This window comes from Verrucomicrobiia bacterium, assembly GCA_036405135.1.
Lineage (GTDB): Bacteria > Verrucomicrobiota > Verrucomicrobiia > Limisphaerales > JAEYXS01 > JAEYXS01.
The window spans coordinates 166,108-187,502 of record DASWYF010000013.1; the positions used below are offsets into that span (position 1 = coordinate 166,108).

At 56.6% G+C, this 21,395-nt stretch carries 18 protein-coding genes; 13 read left to right on the plus strand and 5 right to left on the minus strand.

Annotation, left to right across the window (positions count from 1 at the left end):
- Nucleotides 1-2: 2 nt before the first annotated feature.
- The 3 genes from VGH19_06190 to VGH19_06200 all read right to left on the minus strand — a co-directional run bounded on the left by VGH19_06190 (nucleotide 3) and on the right by VGH19_06200 (nucleotide 3,283).
- Nucleotides 3-1,037, minus strand: a complete 1,035-nt coding sequence (locus tag VGH19_06190; GenBank protein ID HEY1170943.1) for an N-acetylneuraminate synthase family protein — start codon at nucleotides 1,035-1,037, stop codon at nucleotides 3-5.
- A gap of 46 nt (nucleotides 1,038-1,083) precedes the next feature.
- The gene (pseI, locus tag VGH19_06195; GenBank protein HEY1170944.1) at nucleotides 1,084-2,136 is read right to left on the minus strand and encodes a pseudaminic acid synthase; all 1,053 of its coding nucleotides are present in this window, start codon (nucleotides 2,134-2,136) and stop codon (nucleotides 1,084-1,086) included.
- A 73-nt stretch (nucleotides 2,137-2,209) separates the two neighbouring features.
- Entirely contained in the window at nucleotides 2,210-3,283 is a 1,074-nt protein-coding gene (locus tag VGH19_06200; protein ID HEY1170945.1) for an ADP-ribosylglycohydrolase family protein, read from the minus strand.
- 113 nt (nucleotides 3,284-3,396) lie between these two features.
- Between VGH19_06200 and VGH19_06205 the strand changes: the two genes are divergently transcribed.
- The 12 genes from VGH19_06205 (at nucleotide 3,397) to VGH19_06260 (ending at nucleotide 18,393) form a co-directional block, all read left to right on the plus strand.
- On the plus strand, nucleotides 3,397-4,116 hold the full coding sequence (locus tag VGH19_06205; protein HEY1170946.1) for a YebC/PmpR family DNA-binding transcriptional regulator: 720 nt from the start codon (nucleotides 3,397-3,399) through the stop codon (nucleotides 4,114-4,116).
- A gap of 110 nt (nucleotides 4,117-4,226) precedes the next feature.
- Nucleotides 4,227-6,239: an ABC transporter ATP-binding protein gene (locus VGH19_06210; protein HEY1170947.1), complete on the plus strand. Its 2,013-nt coding sequence runs from the start codon at nucleotides 4,227-4,229 to the stop codon at nucleotides 6,237-6,239.
- A gap of 16 nt (nucleotides 6,240-6,255) precedes the next feature.
- Nucleotides 6,256-7,830 (plus strand): MBOAT family O-acyltransferase, encoded by a 1,575-nt coding sequence (locus VGH19_06215; protein ID HEY1170948.1) that lies wholly within the window; start codon nucleotides 6,256-6,258, stop codon nucleotides 7,828-7,830.
- A 4-nt stretch (nucleotides 7,831-7,834) separates the two neighbouring features.
- A complete protein-coding gene (locus VGH19_06220; GenBank protein ID HEY1170949.1) occupies nucleotides 7,835-8,824 on the plus strand; it encodes an SGNH/GDSL hydrolase family protein in 990 nt (329 codons plus the stop codon).
- 67 nt (nucleotides 8,825-8,891) lie between these two features.
- Nucleotides 8,892-9,881 carry a UDP-N-acetylglucosamine 4,6-dehydratase (inverting) gene (pseB, locus tag VGH19_06225; protein HEY1170950.1) on the plus strand — a complete coding sequence of 330 codons (990 nt, stop codon included), beginning with the start codon at nucleotides 8,892-8,894 and terminating at the stop codon, nucleotides 9,879-9,881.
- Complete coding sequence (gene pseC / locus VGH19_06230) at nucleotides 9,878-11,041, plus strand: UDP-4-amino-4,6-dideoxy-N-acetyl-beta-L-altrosamine transaminase (protein HEY1170951.1); 1,164 nt, start codon at nucleotides 9,878-9,880, stop codon at nucleotides 11,039-11,041. The genes pseB and pseC overlap by 4 nt, the downstream gene beginning before the upstream one ends.
- A 233-nt stretch (nucleotides 11,042-11,274) precedes the next feature.
- Complete coding sequence (gene pseG / locus VGH19_06235) at nucleotides 11,275-12,852, plus strand: UDP-2,4-diacetamido-2,4,6-trideoxy-beta-L-altropyranose hydrolase (GenBank protein ID HEY1170952.1); 1,578 nt, start codon at nucleotides 11,275-11,277, stop codon at nucleotides 12,850-12,852.
- Between the two features lie 187 nt (nucleotides 12,853-13,039).
- Entirely contained in the window at nucleotides 13,040-14,011 is a 972-nt protein-coding gene (locus VGH19_06240; protein HEY1170953.1) for a KpsF/GutQ family sugar-phosphate isomerase, read from the plus strand.
- A gap of 167 nt (nucleotides 14,012-14,178) precedes the next feature.
- On the plus strand, nucleotides 14,179-14,958 hold the full coding sequence (locus VGH19_06245) for a prolyl oligopeptidase family serine peptidase (protein HEY1170954.1): 780 nt from the start codon (nucleotides 14,179-14,181) through the stop codon (nucleotides 14,956-14,958).
- A gap of 14 nt (nucleotides 14,959-14,972) precedes the next feature.
- The gene (locus tag VGH19_06250; protein HEY1170955.1) at nucleotides 14,973-15,848 is read left to right on the plus strand and encodes an alpha/beta hydrolase; all 876 of its coding nucleotides are present in this window, start codon (nucleotides 14,973-14,975) and stop codon (nucleotides 15,846-15,848) included.
- Nucleotides 15,849-15,962: 114 nt separating this feature from the next.
- Entirely contained in the window at nucleotides 15,963-17,795 is a 1,833-nt protein-coding gene (locus VGH19_06255) for a chloride channel protein (GenBank protein ID HEY1170956.1), read from the plus strand.
- A 121-nt stretch (nucleotides 17,796-17,916) separates the two neighbouring features.
- Nucleotides 17,917-18,393: an ankyrin repeat domain-containing protein gene (locus VGH19_06260; protein ID HEY1170957.1), complete on the plus strand. Its 477-nt coding sequence runs from the start codon at nucleotides 17,917-17,919 to the stop codon at nucleotides 18,391-18,393.
- 2 nt (nucleotides 18,394-18,395) lie between these two features.
- Here VGH19_06260 and VGH19_06265 read toward each other — a convergent pair whose 3' ends face one another.
- Entirely contained in the window at nucleotides 18,396-18,833 is a 438-nt protein-coding gene (locus tag VGH19_06265; GenBank protein ID HEY1170958.1) for a gamma-glutamylcyclotransferase family protein, read from the minus strand.
- Nucleotides 18,834-18,953: 120 nt separating this feature from the next.
- Here VGH19_06265 and VGH19_06270 point away from each other — a divergent pair, with 120 nt between their 5' ends.
- Complete coding sequence (locus VGH19_06270) at nucleotides 18,954-19,703, plus strand: TerC family protein (GenBank protein ID HEY1170959.1); 750 nt, start codon at nucleotides 18,954-18,956, stop codon at nucleotides 19,701-19,703.
- A gap of 243 nt (nucleotides 19,704-19,946) precedes the next feature.
- On the opposite strand, the gene VGH19_06275 is transcribed toward VGH19_06270, so the two are convergent.
- A complete protein-coding gene (locus tag VGH19_06275) occupies nucleotides 19,947-21,371 on the minus strand; it encodes a neutral/alkaline non-lysosomal ceramidase N-terminal domain-containing protein (protein ID HEY1170960.1) in 1,425 nt (474 codons plus the stop codon).
- Nucleotides 21,372-21,395 lie beyond the last annotated feature (24 nt).

Sequence of the window (21,395 nt, forward strand, 5' to 3'; positions counted from 1 at the left end):
CGCTACTCGATATCGCCGAACTGTGGGAACTCACCGGTCGCCAGATTCCGTTTCGCTTTGCGCCCGATCACCTCTTCATAACGATCCGCCGGGATGTGTGTGCCGGGACGGCGATAATCCACATCCGCCGCCGTGATGGCCTGACCGGCTGGCACTGGGCGACGCATAATCAAGCTGCGACGATGCTCCGCTTTCACGCGGGAGTTGAAGATGATGCGCGGATCGCCGATGGCGGCTTCCACCGCGCGAACCTGTTTCACGAAATCCGCCAGTTCATGCGGCTCCAATGACATGTAATGCTCCACCGCATTCGTGTTGCGGTCCAGTGTGATGGTCTTCTCGATGAAGTCTGCACCGAGCGCGATGGCGGCATAATTCATCGCCGTGCCCACCGAGTGATCCGAGTAACCGACCGGGTAACCGAAAATATCTTTGATATGGCGGATGGCCTTCAGATGGATGCCCGCATGCGCCGCCGGGTAACCGGACGGGCAATGCATGATCACGATGTCATACATCCCCTTGGCCTCGCAGATACGTGCGGCCTGTTCCACGTCTTCAAAGCGTTCACGGCCATCGAGGATGATGGGCAGCTTCTTGCTGGCCATATGCTCGATGAGCTGGCGGTGATTGATGTCCGATTTAGAAACCTTGATGGCATGCGCCCCGATCTCCGCGAGCAGATCCACTGTCTCAGGACCGCTCGGTGTGGAGACGAAGAGCAACCCAAGCTTGTCGCAATATTCTTTCAAACGACGCCAGTCGTCGAAGGACAGTTCGCGGCGTTCCAGCGCATCATAAACCGTCTCGCTCTGCTTGCCTTGGGCGTTCTCGAATTCGATCAGTGTCTCTTTCGTCACCAGCAAGTCTTTTACGCGCACGGTCTGGAACTTCACCGCATCCGCGCCGCCCTCGGCGGCGGCTTTGCAAAGTGCTTTCGCGCTGTCCAAGCCGCTATGAGTCGCTCCGGCCTCGAACGAGATGAACACCGGATGACCTTCGCCCACGAGGCGGTTCCCAATTTTTACAGTTCGCATGTGATTCATTATTTGCCGCGCCTTGGCGGGCGACAATGCAATTATCTTACCGTATCAAAGCCCGATCCAGCGGCGTGCCTGCCTTCAAATCTTTCGCCGCCTGTTTGCCCATCACTTCAGCCAGGTGGCGGGTATGCAGCCCATGCCCCGGCCGGATAGAGCGGATATTCTGTGCTGTGAAAATTTCACCCGCCTTCACATCCGCCACCACAAACAGGGAACGGCGGAACTGCCGGCTCTTGCTCTCGTTCGCGCTCACCTCGTAGTTCACCTTGCCGAGAGCGCGTTCGGTGACGCGGATGGCATCCACCATTGCGCGAAACTCCTGCGGCTCCATGGAAAAGCTCGAATCCGGTCCTGGCACCTTGCGATCCAGCGTGAAATGCTTCTCTAAGATGCACGCACCCAAAGCGACTGCGGCAACGGGCACTGTATACCCCATCGTATGATCAGATAATCCCGCAGGTACACCATAACGCGCACTGATGTCAGGGATCGTCCGCAGATTCATCTCCTCCGGCAGGGCAGGGTAGGCACTGGTGCATTTCAGGAGGGCCAGTTGCGAGCAACCGCCTTCACGCAATGTCTTCACGGCTTCGGCAATCTCTTCCTGCGTGGCCATGCCTGTGGACGCGATGACGGGCTTTTTTGTCGCGGCGATCTTTTTGAGTAGAGGGATATCCACCAGTTCAAACGAAGCGACTTTGTGTGCCGGCACATCCATCGCCTCGAGGAAATCCACGGCGGAATCATCGAACGGGGTGGAGAAGAAATCCATGCCCAGCTCTTCCGTCACCGCTTGCAGCTTCGGCTGCCAATCCCACGGCATGTAGGCTTCCTGATACAGATCATGCAGCGTGCGCCCATCCCAAAGCGTGCCACCGCCGATGCGAAAGTATTCGTTATCGCATGGGATGGTGAGCGTATCCGCCGTGTAGGTCTGCACCTTCACGGCGTCCGCACCAGATTCCTTCATCGCGCGGATGATCCGCACCGCCTGGTCAAAGTCCTGCCCGTGATTCGCGGAGAGTTCCGCGATCACATACACCGGATATCCCGGCCCGACCTTACGGCCATCGATTACCAATTCCATGCTCATCTTCTTGTTGCGCCCTTGAAATTGCACGGAGAACAGGAAAAAGACGAAACAAATCAGTGGGAGCGTGGAATGGTTAAAAAGGTGGAAGCATCCGTCTGAAGCCATGGAAAACGACGACCAGCAGGAAGAAGAGATTTCTCACAATCAAACCCGGCCAGAAGTAAGGGGCGGGGGCTGATGCCTGTTTGAGCTGGCGTGATTCAGCCAAGCGGCGCGACAGGTCTTCCATCCAGATGAGTGAACGCGGCCATTCCCAGATAGCGGTGCGCCATTCGAGAGGAATGCCTTCCTTGCCTACAGCGGTGCCGATGATGCCACCTAGAATGGCAGCGGTAGTATCAGCATCGCCACCCGCCCGCACCATCTCTTCAATGGCACGACGGTAATCCAGCGGATAACGGAACCACACATGCAACACAGCAGGCACGGTGTGATACATGTAACCTGTCACACCATAGCTGATGCCGAGTGAAGCCATGAACTGCTGCACCGTTTCTCCTTTGCCAGCGCTGGTGAACACATGTTCCAGCAAGGCATCCAATTCCGAATCATGAGTCAGGCGATGGGTATGATAAAACTCGATGAAGCGGGCCTGCCAGCCGTCTGAAAAATCACCTTTTACCGACCAGACGGCGGCAAATGCGGCCAAGGCAGCACCATGCTCTGCCTTGGGATCGGTATGCGTGAGCCGGGTGGAGATGCGTAAGAGCGTTTGCATGCTCGCCAAGTCATCCGCCATGGCTGCACCTAATACGGGAGCGCGCATGGCTGGACCATTGCCAGCGGAGTAAACACCGTTGTGTGATGGTGAAATTCCCAGCCATAGCCGGGCACTTGCCTTCAAGGTGGCCATGCCTGTTCCTGCCGGAAGGCCGATCAGCCACCAACGCAGGCGTTTGGCCAAGGCACGGGTGAACCGTGTCGGATCTCCGCCGGAAACAATCAGGGCTTGGGCAGTGAGGCACATGTGTTCCGTATCATCCGAGCACATGCCGCGACCCATTACGAAATGCATCCGTGACAGATCAGGGAACAGCCGTTTCTGGCGTGCCAAGGAAAGCCGTTCGCAAGGCAGGCCGACGGCATCTCCGACTGCTTGTCCGATTAAGCATCCGGTAAGCTTACTGGTGATATCTGCTTTCAACACTATCAACAAATTAGACCGTTCTGAGCTGCATGTGTTACGCTTTTCTAAAGACTTGTTTGCCTTGAAAACCCGAATTATCTTTGCCCCTCAACCTTTAGTTAAAGAGATAAACCATGGGTGCTCAATGGAAACAGGCTGGCCGCGAGGCCGCCGCGCAGAAAAAAGGCCAAGTCGTTGGCAAACTCGTCCGGGAACTGATCGTCGCCGCCAAGCTGGGCGGTGCGGAGCCCGAGACTAATGCCCGTCTGGCTGCGGCCATCGATAAGGCCAAGAAGAACTCTGTGACCAAGGACACCATCGAGCGTGCCATCAAGAAGGGTTCCGGCCAGACGGAAGAAAAGGTGGAGTTCGAGACGGTGGTTTACGAGGGCTTCGCTCCGCACAAGGTGCCGGTCATCGTCGAGTGCCTGACGGACAATCGTAACCGCACCGCCCCTGAGATCCGCCATCTATTCCGCGCGGGTGCCTTGGGCGCTCCGGGCAGTGTCGGCTTTTTCTTTGAGCATGTCGGCATTGTGGAAGCCACCCATACGGACAAGTCCAAGGACGCCGAGGGAGATGCCATCGAGGCAGGTGCCCAGAACGTCGAGCCTTTGGAAGCCGGGGAAGCGGATGAGGGCCATATCGGCTTCCGCTTCACCACCGAGCCGAAAGAGCTGGCAGCAGTCTCCAAGTGGCTGGCCAAGGCCGGCTGGAAGATCACGGCGAGCGAAATGCGTTATGTGGCCAAGAATTCCACCGAACTGACCGATGCGCATCGCAAGGAAGTGATTGAATTCCTGCATACGCTGGACGACCACGATGACGTACATCACGTTTACGCGGCGCTGTAAGCTTATCCTAAGTATTTAAGGTGGAAGGCGGCCGGGCCCTGGCCGCCTTTTTCCTTTACAGTCATACAGCCTTGACGGAGTGAAGCCCTGCAACGGAGAGTAACCCCGAAATGTTTCGTCGTATCCTTTCGATCTTGCGTTTTGGGCAGCCCTACCTGCAAAGGTATTGGGGCCGCTTTTTGGCAGGTATCATTTTGGGTGCGCTGTTCGGTCTGTCGAATGGTACTTTTGTCTGGGCCACCAAGACCATTTTTGAACGGCTGGATGCGGATCACTCCAGCAAATCCGCCATTGTCCTGACCAATGAAGGGCCGGCGAAATTGAACTGGTCTGTAGGGACGAACAGTTCGTTTAACATCAATCCTTCCACCGGAACGCTGCCTCCGGGGGAGGCCGCCAGCCTGGCAGTAACGGCTGCCGAAAAGAAGAGCGCGATAGGCGGGGTAAACCTAAAAGGGGATGTGGAAGATGCGGCAGGTAAATTATCTGCCCGGATTGAAAAAGCATTAGACCCATGGTTGCCTTTAGCCGGGCGCCCCATTGATTGGCGGCAGGTTTTAGGCGGTTTTTTGCTGTTACCGGTCCTGGTCGCCATCCGCAGTTTTCTCGGTTACTTCAGCAGTTACTGTATGAACTGGGTGAGTGAGCGCATGATGAATGACTTGCGCTATGACGTGCTGGCCAAGCTCTACCAACTCTCGCTTGATTTCTTCAACCGCTCGACCACGGGCGATCTCCTTACCCGCATCAACAATGATACCAGTGTGCTGCATAAGACGATGACCAACGGTCTTTCGGACATCGTCAAGGAGCCCTTCACCATCGTCGGTGCCCTGCTCACTTTGATGTGGCTTGATTGGAAACTGACGTTGGTGGCGATCGTGTTCCTGCCTTTGTGCATCATCCCGCTGGTGATCTTGGGCAAGAAGGTGCGCAAAGCGGTGAAGGCCAGCCTCTCGGCGAACATCTCCCAGTCCAGCCAGTTGGTGGAAGTCATCACCAGCATCCGCGTCATCAAGGCTTTCGGCTTGGAGAAAGATTCACTGAAACGATTCAGCGATTACTGCAAACAGATCATCCATCACGACATGAAGAGCGTACAGGCGCGCGAACTGGTGAATCCGTTAGTGGAGATCATTTCCATGCTGGGGTTGGGCCTGCTCATCGTGGTGATCTTCGTTTCCGGCACGCAACTGCCGCAACTGGTCGCTTTCTTGATGGGTGTCATCCTCATGTTCACTCCCGTCAAAAAGCTGGCAGCGGTGCATGTGCTCTTCCAACAGGCCAGTGTAGGCATTGAACGTCTGCAACAACTCTTCGCCGAGCAACCAAGCGTGAAGGAACTGGCCGAGGGCAAGAAGCTGACCGGCTTAAACCATGAAATGCGGTTTGAGCACGTTCGGTTCGCCTATAAGGATAAAATTGTAATCGATGACCTGACGCTGGCCATCCCGCGCGGCACCAAACTGGGCATCGCGGGTGAGAGCGGTTCCGGCAAGAGCACGCTCCTGAATCTGGTGTGTCGGTTCTACGATACCACCAGCGGTGCGGTGTTGATCGATGGTCATAATGTCCGGGACGTGACGATCAGCAGCTTGCGTGAACAGATGGCCTTGGTGAGCCAGGAGGTCGTGATCTTCGACCAATCGGTGGCGGAAAATATCGCTTGTGGCAAGCAAGGCGCGACGCGGGAAGAAGTCATAGCCGCAGCGAAAGCGGCTTATGCGCACGATTTCATCATGGCGATGGAGCAAGGCTATGACACCCGCCTGGGAGAACGTGGCGTGACGTTGTCCGGCGGACAACGCGCCCGCATCTGCATCGCCCGTGCATTCGTCCGCAATGCACCTATCCTGGTGCTGGATGAAGCCACCGGAAACCTCGATCCCCGCGTAGAGGGTGAAGTGCAGGTGGCCATCGACCGGTTGGAAGAAAATCGCACGGTGATCTGCGTGGCTCATCGTTTAGCAACGCTGGCCAGCATGGACCGGATCATCGTGATGGATGAAGGCCGGATCGTGGAAGATGGGACCTTTGAAGGGCTGCTGACCTCTGGCGGGCGCTTCGCGGACATGGCCCGTCGTCAAGGCATCTACCCTGGTTCATCCATGGGCAGCAAATAAAAGACAACCCGCTGCCATGTCCTTCATCTCCTGGCAATACGCACTGTTCCTGCCGCTAGTACTGGCTGTGTATTGGGCCATCGGCCATCGGGCCCGGCTCTTGTTGTTGTTGCTCGCGAGCTGTTTCTTTTACGGTGTCTGGGATGTGCGTTTTCTCGCCTTGTTGGCCACTTCTACCATCGTTGATTTTCTTTGCGGCCAGGCGATCGCCGGTATCCGGGTAAGCACGGGCAAGGTCATCTGTCTGGCTTGTATTCCGGTAGCGTGGTTGGGCTTTTGTGCGGTGACGGGATTGGAAGGGAAGCTCGTGAAACCCTCCATGCTCATCATGGCGGGGGCTTTGCCGGTGGTTTTGACGGTGCTTTATACTAGCCTATGGTCCTTGCCGGAAGCGCGACGGCCCAAGGCGTTTATGATTCTCAGTATCGCGCTGAATCTGGGGCAGTTGCTCTTCTTCAAATATTTCAATTTCTTCGCGGATTCAGCGGTGCATCTGCTGCAATCAGTGGGTATGCATCCGAGTTGGACCGTGCTTGAGATCATCCTGCCCGTAGGCATTTCGTTCTACACTTTTCAGAGCATCGCCTATGCGGTGGATATCTATCGCAAGAAAGCGGTGCCGGAGACGGATTTCCTAACGTTTGGTGCTTATCTTTCCTTCTTTCCTCAGTTGGTGGCTGGTCCGATTGAGCGTGCGAAAGATCTTCTGGTTCAATTCCAAAAGCCGGTCACATGGTCGGATGAAAATTTTCATCGCGGCGCGCGGCTCATCCTCATCGGCTTGTTCAAAAAAGTGTTCGTGGGGGATAACTGTGCGCTGCTGGCAAGTTATGCATTTGCCAATGACACCCAACTGAACGCCGGATGGGCGATCGTTGGCGCGCTGGCGTTTGCCTTCCAGATCTATGGTGACTTCTCCGGTTACACGGATATAGCGCGTGGCTCAGGGCGGATGCTGGGCATCCAGTTGAACCACAATTTCCATTTCCCTTATTTCGCCACCGGGCCGTCAGATTTCTGGCAGCGCTGGCACATCACTCTTTCTTCGTGGTTTCGGGATTACGTTTACATCCCCTTGGGTGGCAATCGGCAGGGCACGCTCCTGACTACGCGCAATCTGCTTATCACGATGGGGTTGGCGGGTTTGTGGCATGGGGCGGCCTGGACGTTTGTGGTGTGGGGGCTCTATCATGGCGTGTTGCTGGTGCTTTACCGGTCAATCAAGCCGTTGAGTGAATTGGAGACGGCTCAGTGCCGTTCTAACAAGCTCATCGCGATGTTGTTGATGGGAGTATTCACATTGATAGGTTGGGTCATATTCCGTGCGAACAGCATGGGGCAGGTGGCGGAATGGTTCGCCGCGCTGACGCTTTGGAACAGTACGGGGGTGGATTGGGTGAAGCCGTTGGGTTGGCTGGCTTTGCATGTCATCCCTTTGATCCTTTTGCAACTGGCTACTTGGCGGGCGCGGGATGAGATCGAGAACCAGCACTGGCCGTGGCCGGTGCGAGCGATCGTGTATGGGGTGATGTTCCTCGCCATCGCCAGTTCCTCCGCCGGGGAACAGGAATTCATCTACTTCCAGTTCTGACGAGATGAAACGCAAACTCACAGCCGCATTTCTGCTGATGCTCTTCCTTTTGGTAGGAGCAGAGGTGGTGGTGCGCGTGTTCTTTGCGCGGAACATGGCGGGGCGGTTCGATTACGGGTATCATCCCGATGCGGGATTTGTGGAGGAAGGCGACAAGCTGAAGCTCGTTCGTGCAGGTGGACGTCGCTTCTTTCCGCAAGAAATGAAACTGAAGCCGGAGGCCGGCACGTTTCGTATCTTCGTCATCGGTGATTCCGTGCCGCGTGGGCCGGGCTTGGAGAAAGCTTATGCCTATCAGCTTCAAGAGATACTCAAGACAAACGGCGTAAAGGCGGAAGCCTATAATCTTTGCGTGCCGGGTTATGGAGCCCAACGCAAACAGATCGTGCTAAGCAAGGCTCTGGAATACCAACCCGACTTGGTGATTTTGCATCTTAACGCCTCCAATGAATACGAGGATGAGCGCGAGTATAAACGCAGCAAGGAATTCGATGGCTGGCATCCGAAGAACTGGTTGATGAAGAGCCTGATCATCCGCCGCCTGCATGAAGCCAAGACGGAAAAAGCGTTCTGGCATCTTTTGCCCACAGAGGTCCGCCAGCAAGGAGCCATCAATGATGCGGATGCCGAGATAGCCGCCGGTCAAAATGAAGCCACGCGCAAACGCTGGCTGGAACAGGTGAAACAATGGACGGCGACCAGTGTGCAAACGGCTCAGGACAAGAAAGTGCCCATCTTGCTCGTCTCCCAAGCGGTTTGCGAAAATATGAAAGACCGGACTCAACCGCTGGACGATCAAGGCCTGGATGCCGTGGCGGAGTCTTTCCGGGGTGTAAGCGTCTACCATCTCTCCATGAAAGAGGTCCTGACGGGCGGGGATTATGCCACACTTTATTCAGATGGCTCTCATATGAGGCCGGATGGTCACCGGACCGTTGCGGAGGCGTTGGCGCGGTTTATGACTACAAATGGCGTGGTAAAGCCGGGAAGCTGACCTCGCATCTTTCACCTTTTCACAAGTGCCGCCTCTCGGTTAGCGTGGAGGCACGCGAATTTCTGCCATGTTTAACGACAAAGCGATTTTGATCACGGGGGGCACAGGCTCCTTCGGCAAACGGTGTGTGAAGATCCTTCTGGAGCGGTTCAAGCCCAAGAAGATCATCGTCTATTCCCGCGACGAACTGAAACAGTTCGAGATGCAGCAGGAGTTCAGCGGCGACAAGATGCGCTATTTCATCGGGGATGTGCGCGATGCCCAGCGGCTCACTCAGGCGATGCGCGGGGTGGATTACGTCATCCACGCAGCCGCCCTGAAGCAAGTGCCAGCGGCAGAGTATAATCCGCTCGAATGCATCAAGACGAACGTGCATGGCGCGGAGAACGTCATCCAGGCGGCGATCGAGAACGAGGTGGAAAAAGTCATCGCCCTCTCCACGGACAAGGCGGCCAAGCCGATCAATCTCTACGGCGCGACGAAGCTCTGCTCCGATAAGCTCTTCGTAGCCGCGAACAACATATCCGGTGGTCATCGCACACGCTTCGCGGTGGTGCGTTATGGTAATGTGGTCGGCTCACGCGGTTCCGTGGTGCCGTTCTTCAAGAAATTGCTCGCAGATGGTGTGAAGGAAATCCCCATCACGGACGAGCGCATGACGCGTTTCTGGATCACGCTGAATCAAGGCGTGGATTTCGTGCTGAACAATTTCATCCGCATGAAGGGCGGCGAGATCTTCGTGCCGAAGATCCCTTCCATGCGCATCACCGATCTGGCCGAAGCATTGGCTCCCGGTGTGCCGACGAAGATCGTAGGCATCCGTCCAGGCGAGAAGCTGCACGAAGTGATGTGCCCGGAAGATGATTCCCATCTGACGCTCGAATTCCCGGATCATTTCGTCATCAAGCCGACGACGAACATCGCGCACCAAGTGGATTACTCGGTGAACAATCTGGGAGAAAAAGGAACACCGGTGCCGCAAGACTTCGAGTATAATTCCGGCACCAATCCGGTGTTTCTCACGAAGAAGGAATTTCTCAACCTCGAGGAGACATGAGCCTGCTGCCGTACGGCCGCCAATGGATCACCGAAGCGGACATCCAGGCCGTCACGGACGTCCTTAAATCTGACTGGCTCACGCAAGGGCCGGCCATTGAACGATTCGAGAGGGCGGTGGCGGATTATTGCGGCGCGAAACACGCACTCGCCCTTTCCAGCGCCACGGCTGCCTTGCACATCGGTGCGCTCGCTCTGGGTTTAGGTCCGGGTGACCGCCTCTGGACTTCTCCTAACACATTCGTGGCTTCAGCGAATTGCGCACGCTATTGCGGTGCGGAAGTGGACTTCGTGGATATCGATCCGCGCACTTACAATATTAGCGTGGAGAAGCTGACGGCAAAGCTGGAGCAAGCAGCGAAGGAAGGGAAACTGCCTAAGGTCGTCGTTCCCGTGGATTTCGCGGGACAATCTTGTGAGCTGGATAAATTTCAGGCGCTTTCGAAGAAGTATGGTTTTGCCATCATGCAGGATGCGTCGCACGCGATCGGCGCGAAGTATCAGGGATTGCCGACGGGAGATGGTCGCTTCAGTGATCTGACGGTATTCAGCTTTCATCCGGTGAAGATCATCACGACGGGTGAAGGCGGTATGATCGTGACGAATCGCACGGACCTTTACGAAAAGCTTCTGCGTCTGCGCACGCATGGTATCACGCGTGATCCGAAGTTTCTGACGCAGCCGTCGCATGGCGGGTGGTATTACGAGCAGTTGGAACTGGGCTACAACTATCGCATGACGGATATCCAAGCGGCACTCGGCGCTAGCCAGATGACGCGCTTGGAAGAGTTCGTGAACCGGCGTCGGGTGTTGGCAGCGCGTTATAATGCCTTGCTGAAAGATTTCCCGCTGACGTTGCCGCATCAGCATGCGGATACGAATTCGAGCTGGCACCTGTATGTGATCCGGTTGCAACTGGACCGCATCAGCAAGACGCACCGGCAAGTGTTTGAGGAATTGCGCGCGAATGGTATCGGCGTGCAATTGCATTACATCCCGGTGCATACGCAGCCGTACTACCAGGAGCTGGGTTTCAAAGCGGGGTATTGCCCGGAGGCGGAAAGATATTACGGAGAAGTGATCAGCCTGCCGATGTTCGCCGCGATGACGGATGACGACCAAGATCGGGTGGTGGAGACGTTGAAGCGAATTTTAGGGTGAGCGAAAATTTGCGGACAGGAGCGCGGGCTTTAGCCCGCTTCAGGGTTCGCATGGTATGGGCGTGAAATGTTTTCTGATCGCCTGCGATTTGTACGTTGAAGCGGCATAAATGCCGCGCTCCAAAAATAAAGTTCTGCCGCGGTTGGGTTTCCATTGTAACCATCCTGATTTGCGAATGTTTTAAGGTTAAGTTAGGGCTCGAGAGGACTCTCGCCCTACCGGTTTAGGTTAAAATGAATTTGCCGACACTCATCATCCGTGCCGATGCCAGTGCTCATATGGGCACGGGGCATGTGATGCGGTGTCTGGCGTTGGCGGAGCCGTGGCTGGCGGCGGGGAGTCAGGTCATTCTCGCAGCGCAGTTGATGCCGGAGGCTTTGGGGCAGCGGGCGTTGCAAGCCGGTGTCCGAGCTTACGGTGTCCGTGGTCAGGCGGGTGGGATTGAAGATGCTTGGGAAACAGTGGATCTAGCAGAGCGAGATCCTGACTCATGGTTGGTGGTGGATGGGTATCAGTTCGGTGAGGGATATTTCGGCGTCTTGAAGCAAGCGGGTGTGAAGGTCTTGCAAATAGATGATTTCGGCGGGTTGACGCATTACGAAACAGATTTCGTGCTGAACCAGAATCTCGGAGCAGCGGAGGATTGGTATCCGCAACGGGAGAAGGCAACACGCTTGCTGCTGGGGACGCGGTATGTGCAATTGCGTGGAGAGTTCCTAAAGCAAAACAAGAGCGTTGGTGCGAATACCAACGACTCCAAACGGATCTTGGTCACGTTAGGTGGAAGTGATCCGGATAATGTGACGGCGAAGGTGATTGCTGCATTGCAAACGGTTGCTGGAGTGGAAGCGACTGTGGTGGTCGGTGGCAGCAATCCGCATTGGGAAGATTTGCAGAAGAGTGCACAGGGTGGTGATGGACGCATCCGCCTTGTCCGTAATGCGAGCAATATGCCGGAGCTGATGGCGCAGACGGATTTGGCGATTGCAGCGGGTGGCACGACGGCATGGGAGTTCGCCTACATGGGTGTGCCGATGATGACGATCGTGCTAGCGGATAATCAACGGTCCAATGGTGAGCAGTTGGAGGCGGCGGGTGTGTCCTTGAATTTGGGTTGGCATGAGGATTTGACGGCGAAAGGTTTGGCGGAACGGATTGTAGCGTTGATAGGGAATGATGCAGAGGTGAGGGACGGGGGCACCCCTCACCCCGGCCCTCTCCCCTCCGATGGGCGAGGGGGGAATAACCCTTGGCTAGCCGAGATGTCGGCTAAAGCACGCAAGTTGGTGGATGGGCTAGGGTCGATGCGGGTGTGGTTGAGGTTGAATGAAGAGGCGATCCGGTTGCGTGCGGCTACGGGCAGTGATGCGAAGTTGATCTTTGATTGGGCGAATGATGCGGGTGTGAGGGCAGTGTCGTTTGCTTCCGAGCCCATCGCTTGGGAGAATCACTTGACGTGGTTTGAGGGGAAGTTGAGTGATGCGAATTATCGCATTTGGGTGGCGGAGGATTCAACGGGTGCGGCGATCGGGCAGGTGCGGTTTCAGATCGAAGGTGGGACAGCCACGATTTCTATCAGTCTCGATGCGGCACAGCGGGGGAAGAACCGAGGTTCGTTGCTGATCTGGACGGCGTGCAAGAAGCTGTTCGCAGAGACGGATGTGAAAGAGGTGTTGGCGTATATCAAGCCGGATAATCAGGCGTCTGTGCGGGCGTTTGAGAAGGTGGAGTTTCAGCCGAAAGAGGAGGCGACGGTGAAGGGATTGAGGGCGTTGGTGTATTCGGTGACGCGTGAGGGGATGGGGGACTGATTGGGGGGGCGCGGCTGTGTCGTCAGACCAGCCGCAGCAGATGAAACAGAACGGATCAGTCACAAAATATTTTTGCAGCTTACATTTGCTGCGTTTCCGCTGCGGCTGGTCTGACGACACAGCCGCGGTCCAAGGAGAAGTGGCTTCGTGATTGAATCTCCGGCTCCGGCGAGGCACCTTTGGGCGGATGAACCATCAGGCCCGTGCCCGTGAAGTGTTCGATATCGAAATGGCCGCCCTTAAGGCGGTGCGTGCGCAATTGGATGAATCGTTCGAGCGCGCGGTGGAGGTGATCGTGCAGTGCCTGACGCAACGGCGGAAGATCGTGGTGGTGGGCATTGGCAAGTCCGGCAATATCGGACGTAAGATCGCGGCGACACTTACCAGCACCGGTTCCACGAGTGTGTTGCTGGATAGCGTGGATGCGTTGCACGGAGACTTGGGCATCCTCATCGATGGCGATGTGGTGCTGATGATCAGTTACTCGGGCGAGACGGAGGAGTTGTTGAATCTTATCCCTGCCTTGAAACGTTTTTCGGTGAAGGTCATCGCGCTGACAGGGGCGGCGAAGTCCACGTTGGCGAAGCACAGTGATGTGGTGTTGAACGTGAAGGTGCCGAAGGAGGCGTGTCCGTTTAATCTCGCTCCTACTGCCAGCACGACAGCGACTCTGGTGATGGGTGACGCTCTGGCCATGGCGGTCCTAGATGCGCGCGGATTCAAACAGGCGGATTTTGCACAACGTCATCCTTCCGGCGCGATTGGGCGCGCATTGCTTTTCAAGGTGAAGGACATCATGCGTTCTGGTGCGCGCAATGCGGTGGCGGCGCAGACTCTGACAGTGAAGGAAGCGTTGCTGGTAATGACGCGGGCGAAGGCGGGCAGTGTGAGTGTGGTGGATAAGAAGGGCAAGCTGGCGGGCGTTTTCACGGATGGCGATCTGCGTCGGCACATGGGCACGGATGATAATGTGCTGGGGCTTACGCTGGCTGAGGTGATGACGAAGAATCCGATCTGTGTGAGTGAGGAGGCGTTGGCGGTGGAGGCATTGAAGATTTTCAATGAGCGGAATATCGACGATCTCATCGTGGTGAACGCGAAGAAGGAGCCGGTGGGTTTGGTGGATCTGCAGGATTTGCCGAAGCTGAAGTTGATGTGAGGAGGGGGTGGCCGCAAGAAGGCGCAGAAGGCACAAAAAGGGAGATGGGGTTTCAGAGGGCTTTGATAAATCTAGTTTGCGCGGACTGACGTCCGCGGCTACGGATCAGCAGGTTTTCTAGCGCTTGTCAGCAGAGTGGTTTCGTTTCACACTTGGGATATCACACCATGAAAACTCTTAAGCGATTGGTTCTTGGGCTCGGTCTGGCTATGACGATGACGTCGAGCGCACAAGATTTACCGCGGGATATGGATATGACGCTGTTGCAACGCAAAGTTCATTTTGAGGAGAAGGTCACGAAGACGTTGACGGCGGATTATCTCCTGTATCTGCCGAAGGATTATACGAAGGATACCAAGAAGCTGCATCCGATGATCCTGTTCCTGCATGGCGCGGGTGAGCGTGGCACGAATGTGAACAAGGTGGCGGTGCATGGGCCGCCGAAGTTGGTGAAAGCGGGGAAGGATTTTCCGTTCATCATCGTCTCGCCGCAATGCCCGGAGGGGAAGGTGTGGTCCGTGGAGACGCTGAATGCGCTGCTGGATGATGTGGAGAAGACGTATCGCGTGGACAAGTCGCGTGTGTATCTCACGGGGTTGAGCATGGGCGGTTACGGGACGTGGGCATTGGGCATCGGTTTCCCGGAACGCTTTGCGGCGATGGCGCCGATCTGTGGAGGCGGTGAGAGCATCACGTATCTGCTCGGTTCACGGGACAAGGTGCGTGGACCGATGATCAAAAATATGCCGATCTGGGCCTTCCACGGTGCGAAAGACCCGGTGGTGCCGCTGGCGGAATCCGAGCGCATGGTGGAGATGCTAAAGAAGGGCGGAAACCAGAACGTGAAGCTGACGGTTTATCCTGAAGCACAGCATGATTCTTGGACGGCGACTTATGATAACCCGGAGCTGTTCGAGTGGTTTTTGCAGCATAAGCGCGATCGGTGAGAAAGTATTCCGATATGAAATTTCCCGTCTTTGCCCTTATCTGTTTGTTCGGAGTTTTTGCGCCATTGGTCCAAGCGGCTGATCTGCAAGTTCCCGAAAACGTCATCTTCGAGCGGGACATCGAATACACGAAGCCCAACGGGATGCCGGTGATGTTGAATCTGGCGCGGCCCAAGAATGTCACGAGTCCGCGTCCGGCGGTGATCTGCATCCATGGCGGCGGGTTTCGGGCGGGGAGCCGGGAGAGTTATAACAAGCTGGTCCTGAAACTGGCGGAGAAAGGTTATGTGGCGGCGACGATCAGTTATCGCCTCGCGCCGACGAATCAGTTTCCTGCGGCAGTGCATGATACGAAAGCGGCGGTGCGCTGGATGCGGGCGAATGCGGCGAAGTATCAGGTGGACCCGACGCGCATCGGGGTGACGGGTTCTTCCGCAGGCGGACATCTGGTGCAGTTTTTGGGCGTGACGGCGGGTGTGGCGGAGTTTGAAGGCGACAGCAATCCCGGCTTTTCCAGCGCAGTGACGTGTGTGGTGAATTATTACGGGCCGAGTGATTTCACGCAGTCCTACGGTAAAAGCGTGGATGCGCATGAGGTATTGCCGTTGTGGTTCGGTGGTAATCTGGAGCAGGAGCGGTTCAAGCATATCCTTGGCAGTCCGTTGAACTGGGTGAACCCGCGTTCGGCGCCGACGTTGATCATCCATGGTACGGAGGATAAATACGTGGGCTATGAACAGGCCATCTGGATGCGGGATCGGTTGAAGGCGTGCGGTGTGCCGGTTGAATTGTTGACGTTGGAGGGAGCGGGGCATGGTTTCAAAGGGGCGGATGCGGAGAAGGCGGAGGCGGCGATGCTGGATTATTTGGCGAAATATCTGAAGCCGTGAACGTGAAACCAACAGGCGAGGGCGCCTGTTCGACTAATGGCAGGCGAGGCGCCTGCCCCACTATACGTCACATTCGGCCTCGTCAGGGCGGCAAAGTGAGTCTACCTTGCTCCCGTGAACGCGCTGATAGGGCGGGTGGAGAGTGCGCTGCGGGATGCCAGGCAGTGGTTGCGGGCCAATTGGCTGCGTGCCTTGCGTATCCGTCAGCGCGTGCGCGTCAGTGAGGAGACGTTTCACCTTATCCTCGCGGGTTGTATCGGTGTCCTCGGTGGTCTTATCAACCTGGTCTTCTATCTCTGCATCGAATTTTTGCTCAAACAGGTCAAGCGGCTGACGCTCGGACATGGTGATGATGTGATGGAGGTGGTGGAGGCGTGGGACCCTTGGGTGCGATTTCTCATTCCGGCAGCAGGCGCTTTGGCGGCGGGGTTAGTACTGCATTGGGGGTTGCAACTGATCGGCCGTGTGGCGCATTCGACGAATCTTTTGGAGGCGGTAGGCGCGGGGGATGGGCGATTGCGTTTGCGACCTACGATCATCAAGTCAGTCTCCTCGCTTATCAGCATCGGCACGGGGGCATCGATTGGGCGTGAGGGGGCGATCACGCAATTGACGGCCACGCTGGCGTCGCGCTTTGGGCAATCGGCTTTGTGGGAGCCGTATCGGTTACGATTGTTGGTAGGGTGTGGTGCGGCAGCGGGGCTCTCGGCGGCATACAATGCGCCGATCGCGGGTGCGGTGTTTGCGGCGCTCATCGTGTTAGGGTCGTTCTCCATGCATCTGTTCGTGCCGCTGATCTTTGCCTCGGTGGTGGCGACGATGGTTTCGCGGACGTTCTTTGGCATCGAGCCATGGTATGATGTGCCGCGGTTTGATTTCACGAACTTGTCACAGTTGCCGTGGTTCTTGGTGCTGAGTGTGGCGGCGGGTTGTTTGGGGGCTTTTTTTCTGAAGGTCATCGCGATCAGTCGGCAGAGATTCCAAAAGCTGCAATGGCCCATCCACGCGAAACTGGCCTTAGGCGGAGCATTGATGGGGTTCATCGCGATGGGTTATCCGCTGATTTGGGGTAATGGTTACGGTGCAGCGAATCGGATTCTTCACGGCAACATGGCGTGGGATGCGGTGATGCTGTTGCTGGTGGCGAAGCTGGTGGCGAGTGCGATCGCGGTGGGGGTGGGAACGATCGGTGGATTGATGACGCCGACATTGTTGCTTGGTGCGGCGTTAGGGAGTTTGTTCGGGATGGCGTTACACGCGATGGGTTGCGCGCTGGTGCTGCCGACGGGGGCATTCGCGCTGGTGGGCATGGCGAGTGTGCTGGCGGCGACGTTGCATTCGCCGTTGCTGGCGATGATCTTGGTGTTCGAGATTTCGCTGAACTATTCGCTGATGCCGCCGTTGATGCTGGGGTGCGCCTTGGCATCCGTGGTGGCACGGCGGTTGCATCCGGATTCGGTGTATGCGGAGTCGTTACGTTTGCGTGAATTGGAAGTAGCGCGCGAGAGTTCGCATGCTGGCATGGCGACGGACCTGACGGTGGGGGATCTGATGCATGCCCCGGTGCCGCCCATCCGGGAGAACACGCCGATGCCGCAGATCGCCGAACGGTTTCTCACGAGCGCGTATAATTTTCTGCCAGTGGTGGATGAACAGGGCGGTTTGGTAGGTGTCGTGGCATTGCAAGATCTGAAGGAGTATCTCGCGGGTGGACCGGAGCTATCACTCATCATCGCGTATGATGTGATGCGGCCTTCACCACGGTGTTTGACGCCGAGCCAGAAATTACCGGAGGCGTTGCCGGTGTTGCTGGCGAGTGAGCAACGGAATATTCCGGTGGTGAATAATATGAGTGAGAAGAAGCTCATCGGGGCGGTGCCGAAGGCGGAGGCGCTGGGGCGGTTGTCTGAGGCGATATCGCCGGGGAGCAGCAGCGGCCTAGCGTGAAAATGACCAATGACGAAATCCGAATGACTAAGAAGGCAAAGCGGGTGCTTTAATAAAGTTTCATTGATGGAGGAGAGGGTTTTTATCAGCATTGGGGCGAGAGAACGAAATCACTAAATCCATGGGCAAGACGTTACATGAAGCGGCGAGAGAAGGAGATGTCTCCTCGGTACGTGCGTTGCTGGAAAAGAAGTGGTGGCGGTCTGCACCCGACGTGAATGCCACGGATAAGTGGGGTTGCACGCCGTTACACTATGTGGTGGAGAGCGGGTCGCAGGGGGTTTTCGAGCTGCTGTTATCCCATGGTGCGGATGTGCATGCGGTGAACCGGTTTGCGGACATGCCGATCCACAATGCGGCGAGGGAGGGTAGGAAGGAGATGGTGGCCCTGCTGCTCGACAAGGGAGCGGACATCAATGCGCGGGGGACGGAGGGAGGAACGCCGTTACGACAGGCAGCGCGTGAGGGGCATGTGGAGATTGTGAAATTGTTGCTCTCGCGAGGAGCGGATAAAAACGTGGCGGACAATGCGGGTAGAATTCCCAGACAGTATGCGGAAGATATGCGGCATCAGGCGGTGATCGCTTTGCTGGCGTGAACTCAGCCGAACTTGGCGAGTTCGCGGATGTAACTTTCGGGGAAAACAAAATCGCGGGCGGTGCGGAGGATGTGTTCGGTGTAGTCTGGGACGGGGCGGCCTTCGATCTCGGAGCGGGCGAAGTAAATGATGGCGCGGACTGGCTTTTTCTCCGTGAGTGATTGGATGGTGACATCAGTGCGCCAATAGATGTCTTCTTGCAGTCCCTCGTATTCATCCAGTGTCACCAGATGTTCTTGGGTGAGTTCCCAGAGGACGCCGTAAACGGTATGAGCAGGTGAGGGAATGACGGTGGCGTAGCCGGCGGAGTTGATGATCCAACGATATCCGGGCAAGATCGCCGTGCCAGTGATGCGGGCGCCGGGACAGCGGACGCGCATCTGGACGGGGTCCATATTGGACCCGTAAGCGAAGTAGGGCAGGGGCAGCGGCTGATGCATCCGGGGTGGAAGATAAGGCTATTCGATTTTGAAGCCAATTTTGTAATCGTAATTCCTTGCGCTATCTTGGGCGGATTTGGATGCTTCGGCGTCTAGTTAGTTTAGCTAAGGATAAATTCTATGGAATGGCTCACACAACCGGAAATCTGGATCAGTTTGTTGACGTTGACCTTGCTCGAAGTGGTTTTGGGCGTGGATAACATCATCTTCATCTCCATCCTGAGCGGCAAACTGCCGGCGGATCAGCAAAAGAAGGCGCGGCAGGTGGGCTTGGGCGCGGCCTTGATCACGCGTGTTTTGCTGCTGTGCAGTCTGGCCCTGGTCATGAAGCTGGACAAGGATCCGATCTTTTCGTTCGCGTTTCCGGGCGGAGAGTTCGCTCCCACATGGAAGGATATGATCCTGCTGGTGGGCGGTCTCTTCCTCATCGGCAAGAGCACGTATGAGATCCATGAGAAGCTGGAAGGGGAAGATGGTGGGCACAACCCCAAGGGCAAGGCTTCGTTCAACAGCGTCATTTTCCAGATCATGATGTTGGATATCGTATTCTCACTGGATTCCGTGATCACGGCGGTGGGCATGGTGAAGCAGATCGGCGTGATGATCGCGGCGGTGGTGATCGCCATGGTGGTGATGCTGATGTTCGTGAACCAGATCAGTGATTTCGTGGAGAAGCATCCGGCGATCAAGATGCTGGCATTGAGTTTCCTCATCCTTATCGGTGTGATGCTGGTGGCGGAAGGCGCAGGTCAACACTTCCCGAAGGGCTACATCTACTTTGCCATGGCGTTCTCCGTGGTGGTGGAACTGCTGAACATGAAGATGAAGAAGAAGTCGGAGAAGGTGGCGCTACATCAGCCGTACAAATAGTTTCAAGTTTTCAGTGTTCAGTTTTCAGTGGGGAAAAAGTTAGCGGCGGAAGTGTCCGCCGATGGTGGGACTGCCGGCAAGATTCCGGCAGCACTTTGGGGCTAGCCGGTTACACCGGCGGGCCTTTGAGGGGAAACATCGAACATCGAGAGAAGGGAAGGCGAGGCGTCAAGCCGCCTCGGGCGGAAAGCGGAGGCAAGCCTCCGCACTCCAAAGCAGGTAAGAGCCTCCTCACGTCGGCTGCTACTGTTTGAGCAGGTCCAACAGAGTCTCAGTGATCTTGGGGGCGGCTTGGACTTCGAGGTAGCTGGATTTGGCGCGCCAGGTTTCGTAGCCGCCGAGTTCGTGGTGTTTCACGGTGGGGAGGTAGCCGTTGTAACCATTGGCGAGGGAGACGGTGAAGGTTTGCTTCGCGGGGCTTTTTTCGCGCAGTTCGAGGCCGATCTCCACGAAGACTTCGCAAGGGATGGCGGTGATGCCGAGGTCCCCGATGCGCATGGCCTGCAAGATCGATTTCACTTCGGCAGGGTAATCGGCCATCTGGACGGTTTCGCGGGCGTAGATCTCTTCCATGGTGTCCATGCGCGGGAGGCTGCGGGAGCGGGACATGATTTCTTTCGCACGGGTGACTTCTTCAGCATTGGGACGGCGCACGTCGAGGATGAGTTCTTTTTGTTTCACGCTGAGGGGAACCCAGTCTTGGTATTGGATTTTCTTCAGGGCGGTCAGTGAGGCTTGCGCGACGGCGTCGGCGACGAGGCCGATCTGTTCGTAAGCAGCGCGCTTGGGAGCGGGTTCGCGAAAGTTCACGTTGTTGATATTGCCGCTGGTGCCGTTGGAGAGGAGGGCGACGAAATCGGGTGAAGGGTTTTCGGCGGTGATGAGTTTCTTCACGCGCTTGCAGAAGGCGCCGTAGTAATCCGCCGAGATATGGCCGCCACCGGTGCCGCCGACGTAGTGGAGGGAGTAGTTCGCATACAGGGCGATGGGTTTGCCGTTGGTGCTGACGAGGGAGATGATGGAGACGACGGGATCAATGGGGCCGGAGGGTTCGATGAGGTCTTTGCTGGCACGCGGGGGATTCATCTTCACTTTGTCCACACCACCGAAGGGATTTTTGTAGAGGGCTTCGTTCTTCAGGAACCAACGACGGTTGAAGACTTGGTTGGGTTCCTCGGCAGAGGCCCAGCCGATGCGGGCGGGTTCGAGATTGTTCAAGGCGCGGCGAATGCCATCGGCGATGCGTTGCGCGAGGAATTTTCCATACTCAGCATCAGCATCGCTCTGAAACACGCTGCCGCTCGTGGGCGCGGAATGGGTGTGGGTGGCGGACATCATCATGTTCTCCAGTGGCAGACCGGTGGCTTCATTCACCATCTTCTTGGCGGCATCGAAGATTTCACGGGGGATCATGCAGCTATCGCACACGACGAGGACGAGCTTGGTCTGGCCGTCATCCAAGGCGAGGCAACGGGCGTGGAGTTCATCGTGGATGTGCGTGGCCTTGCCATCCTGCATGTTGCCGTTGATGGAGACGCCGAGGTGCGGCGTGATGTTGCTGGTGGCGGCTCCGGCGCGGAACTGGCGTTTGGGTGATACAGCGGGTTGGGCGAGTGCGGTGGTGATGAAGACGCAGATGGACAGTAGGATGAAGGAAAGGCGTTTCATGGAGGGAGTTTAGGGAACTGATGG

Excerpts from the sequence above, each read along its gene's own strand:
- VGH19_06190 (HEY1170943.1), bottom strand. The coding sequence starts at position 1,037 with ATGCGAACTGTAAAAATTGGGAACCGCCTCGTGGGCGAAGGTCATCCG.
- pseI (HEY1170944.1), bottom strand. The coding sequence starts at position 2,136 with ATGAGCATGGAATTGGTAATCGATGGCCGTAAGGTCGGGCCGGGATAT.
- VGH19_06205 (HEY1170946.1), top strand. The coding sequence starts at position 3,397 with ATGGGTGCTCAATGGAAACAGGCTGGCCGCGAGGCCGCCGCGCAGAAA.
- VGH19_06210 (HEY1170947.1), top strand. The coding sequence starts at position 4,227 with ATGTTTCGTCGTATCCTTTCGATCTTGCGTTTTGGGCAGCCCTACCTG.
- VGH19_06215 (HEY1170948.1), top strand. The coding sequence starts at position 6,256 with ATGTCCTTCATCTCCTGGCAATACGCACTGTTCCTGCCGCTAGTACTG.
- VGH19_06220 (HEY1170949.1), top strand. The coding sequence starts at position 7,835 with ATGAAACGCAAACTCACAGCCGCATTTCTGCTGATGCTCTTCCTTTTG.
- pseB (HEY1170950.1), top strand. The coding sequence starts at position 8,892 with ATGTTTAACGACAAAGCGATTTTGATCACGGGGGGCACAGGCTCCTTC.
- pseC (HEY1170951.1), top strand. The coding sequence starts at position 9,878 with ATGAGCCTGCTGCCGTACGGCCGCCAATGGATCACCGAAGCGGACATC.
- pseG (HEY1170952.1), top strand. The coding sequence starts at position 11,275 with ATGAATTTGCCGACACTCATCATCCGTGCCGATGCCAGTGCTCATATG.
- VGH19_06240 (HEY1170953.1), top strand. The coding sequence starts at position 13,040 with ATGAACCATCAGGCCCGTGCCCGTGAAGTGTTCGATATCGAAATGGCC.
- VGH19_06245 (HEY1170954.1), top strand. The coding sequence starts at position 14,179 with ATGAAAACTCTTAAGCGATTGGTTCTTGGGCTCGGTCTGGCTATGACG.
- VGH19_06250 (HEY1170955.1), top strand. The coding sequence starts at position 14,973 with ATGAAATTTCCCGTCTTTGCCCTTATCTGTTTGTTCGGAGTTTTTGCG.
- VGH19_06260 (HEY1170957.1), top strand. The coding sequence starts at position 17,917 with ATGGGCAAGACGTTACATGAAGCGGCGAGAGAAGGAGATGTCTCCTCG.
- VGH19_06265 (HEY1170958.1), bottom strand. The coding sequence starts at position 18,833 with ATGCATCAGCCGCTGCCCCTGCCCTACTTCGCTTACGGGTCCAATATG.
- VGH19_06270 (HEY1170959.1), top strand. The coding sequence starts at position 18,954 with ATGGAATGGCTCACACAACCGGAAATCTGGATCAGTTTGTTGACGTTG.
- VGH19_06275 (HEY1170960.1), bottom strand. The coding sequence starts at position 21,371 with ATGAAACGCCTTTCCTTCATCCTACTGTCCATCTGCGTCTTCATCACC.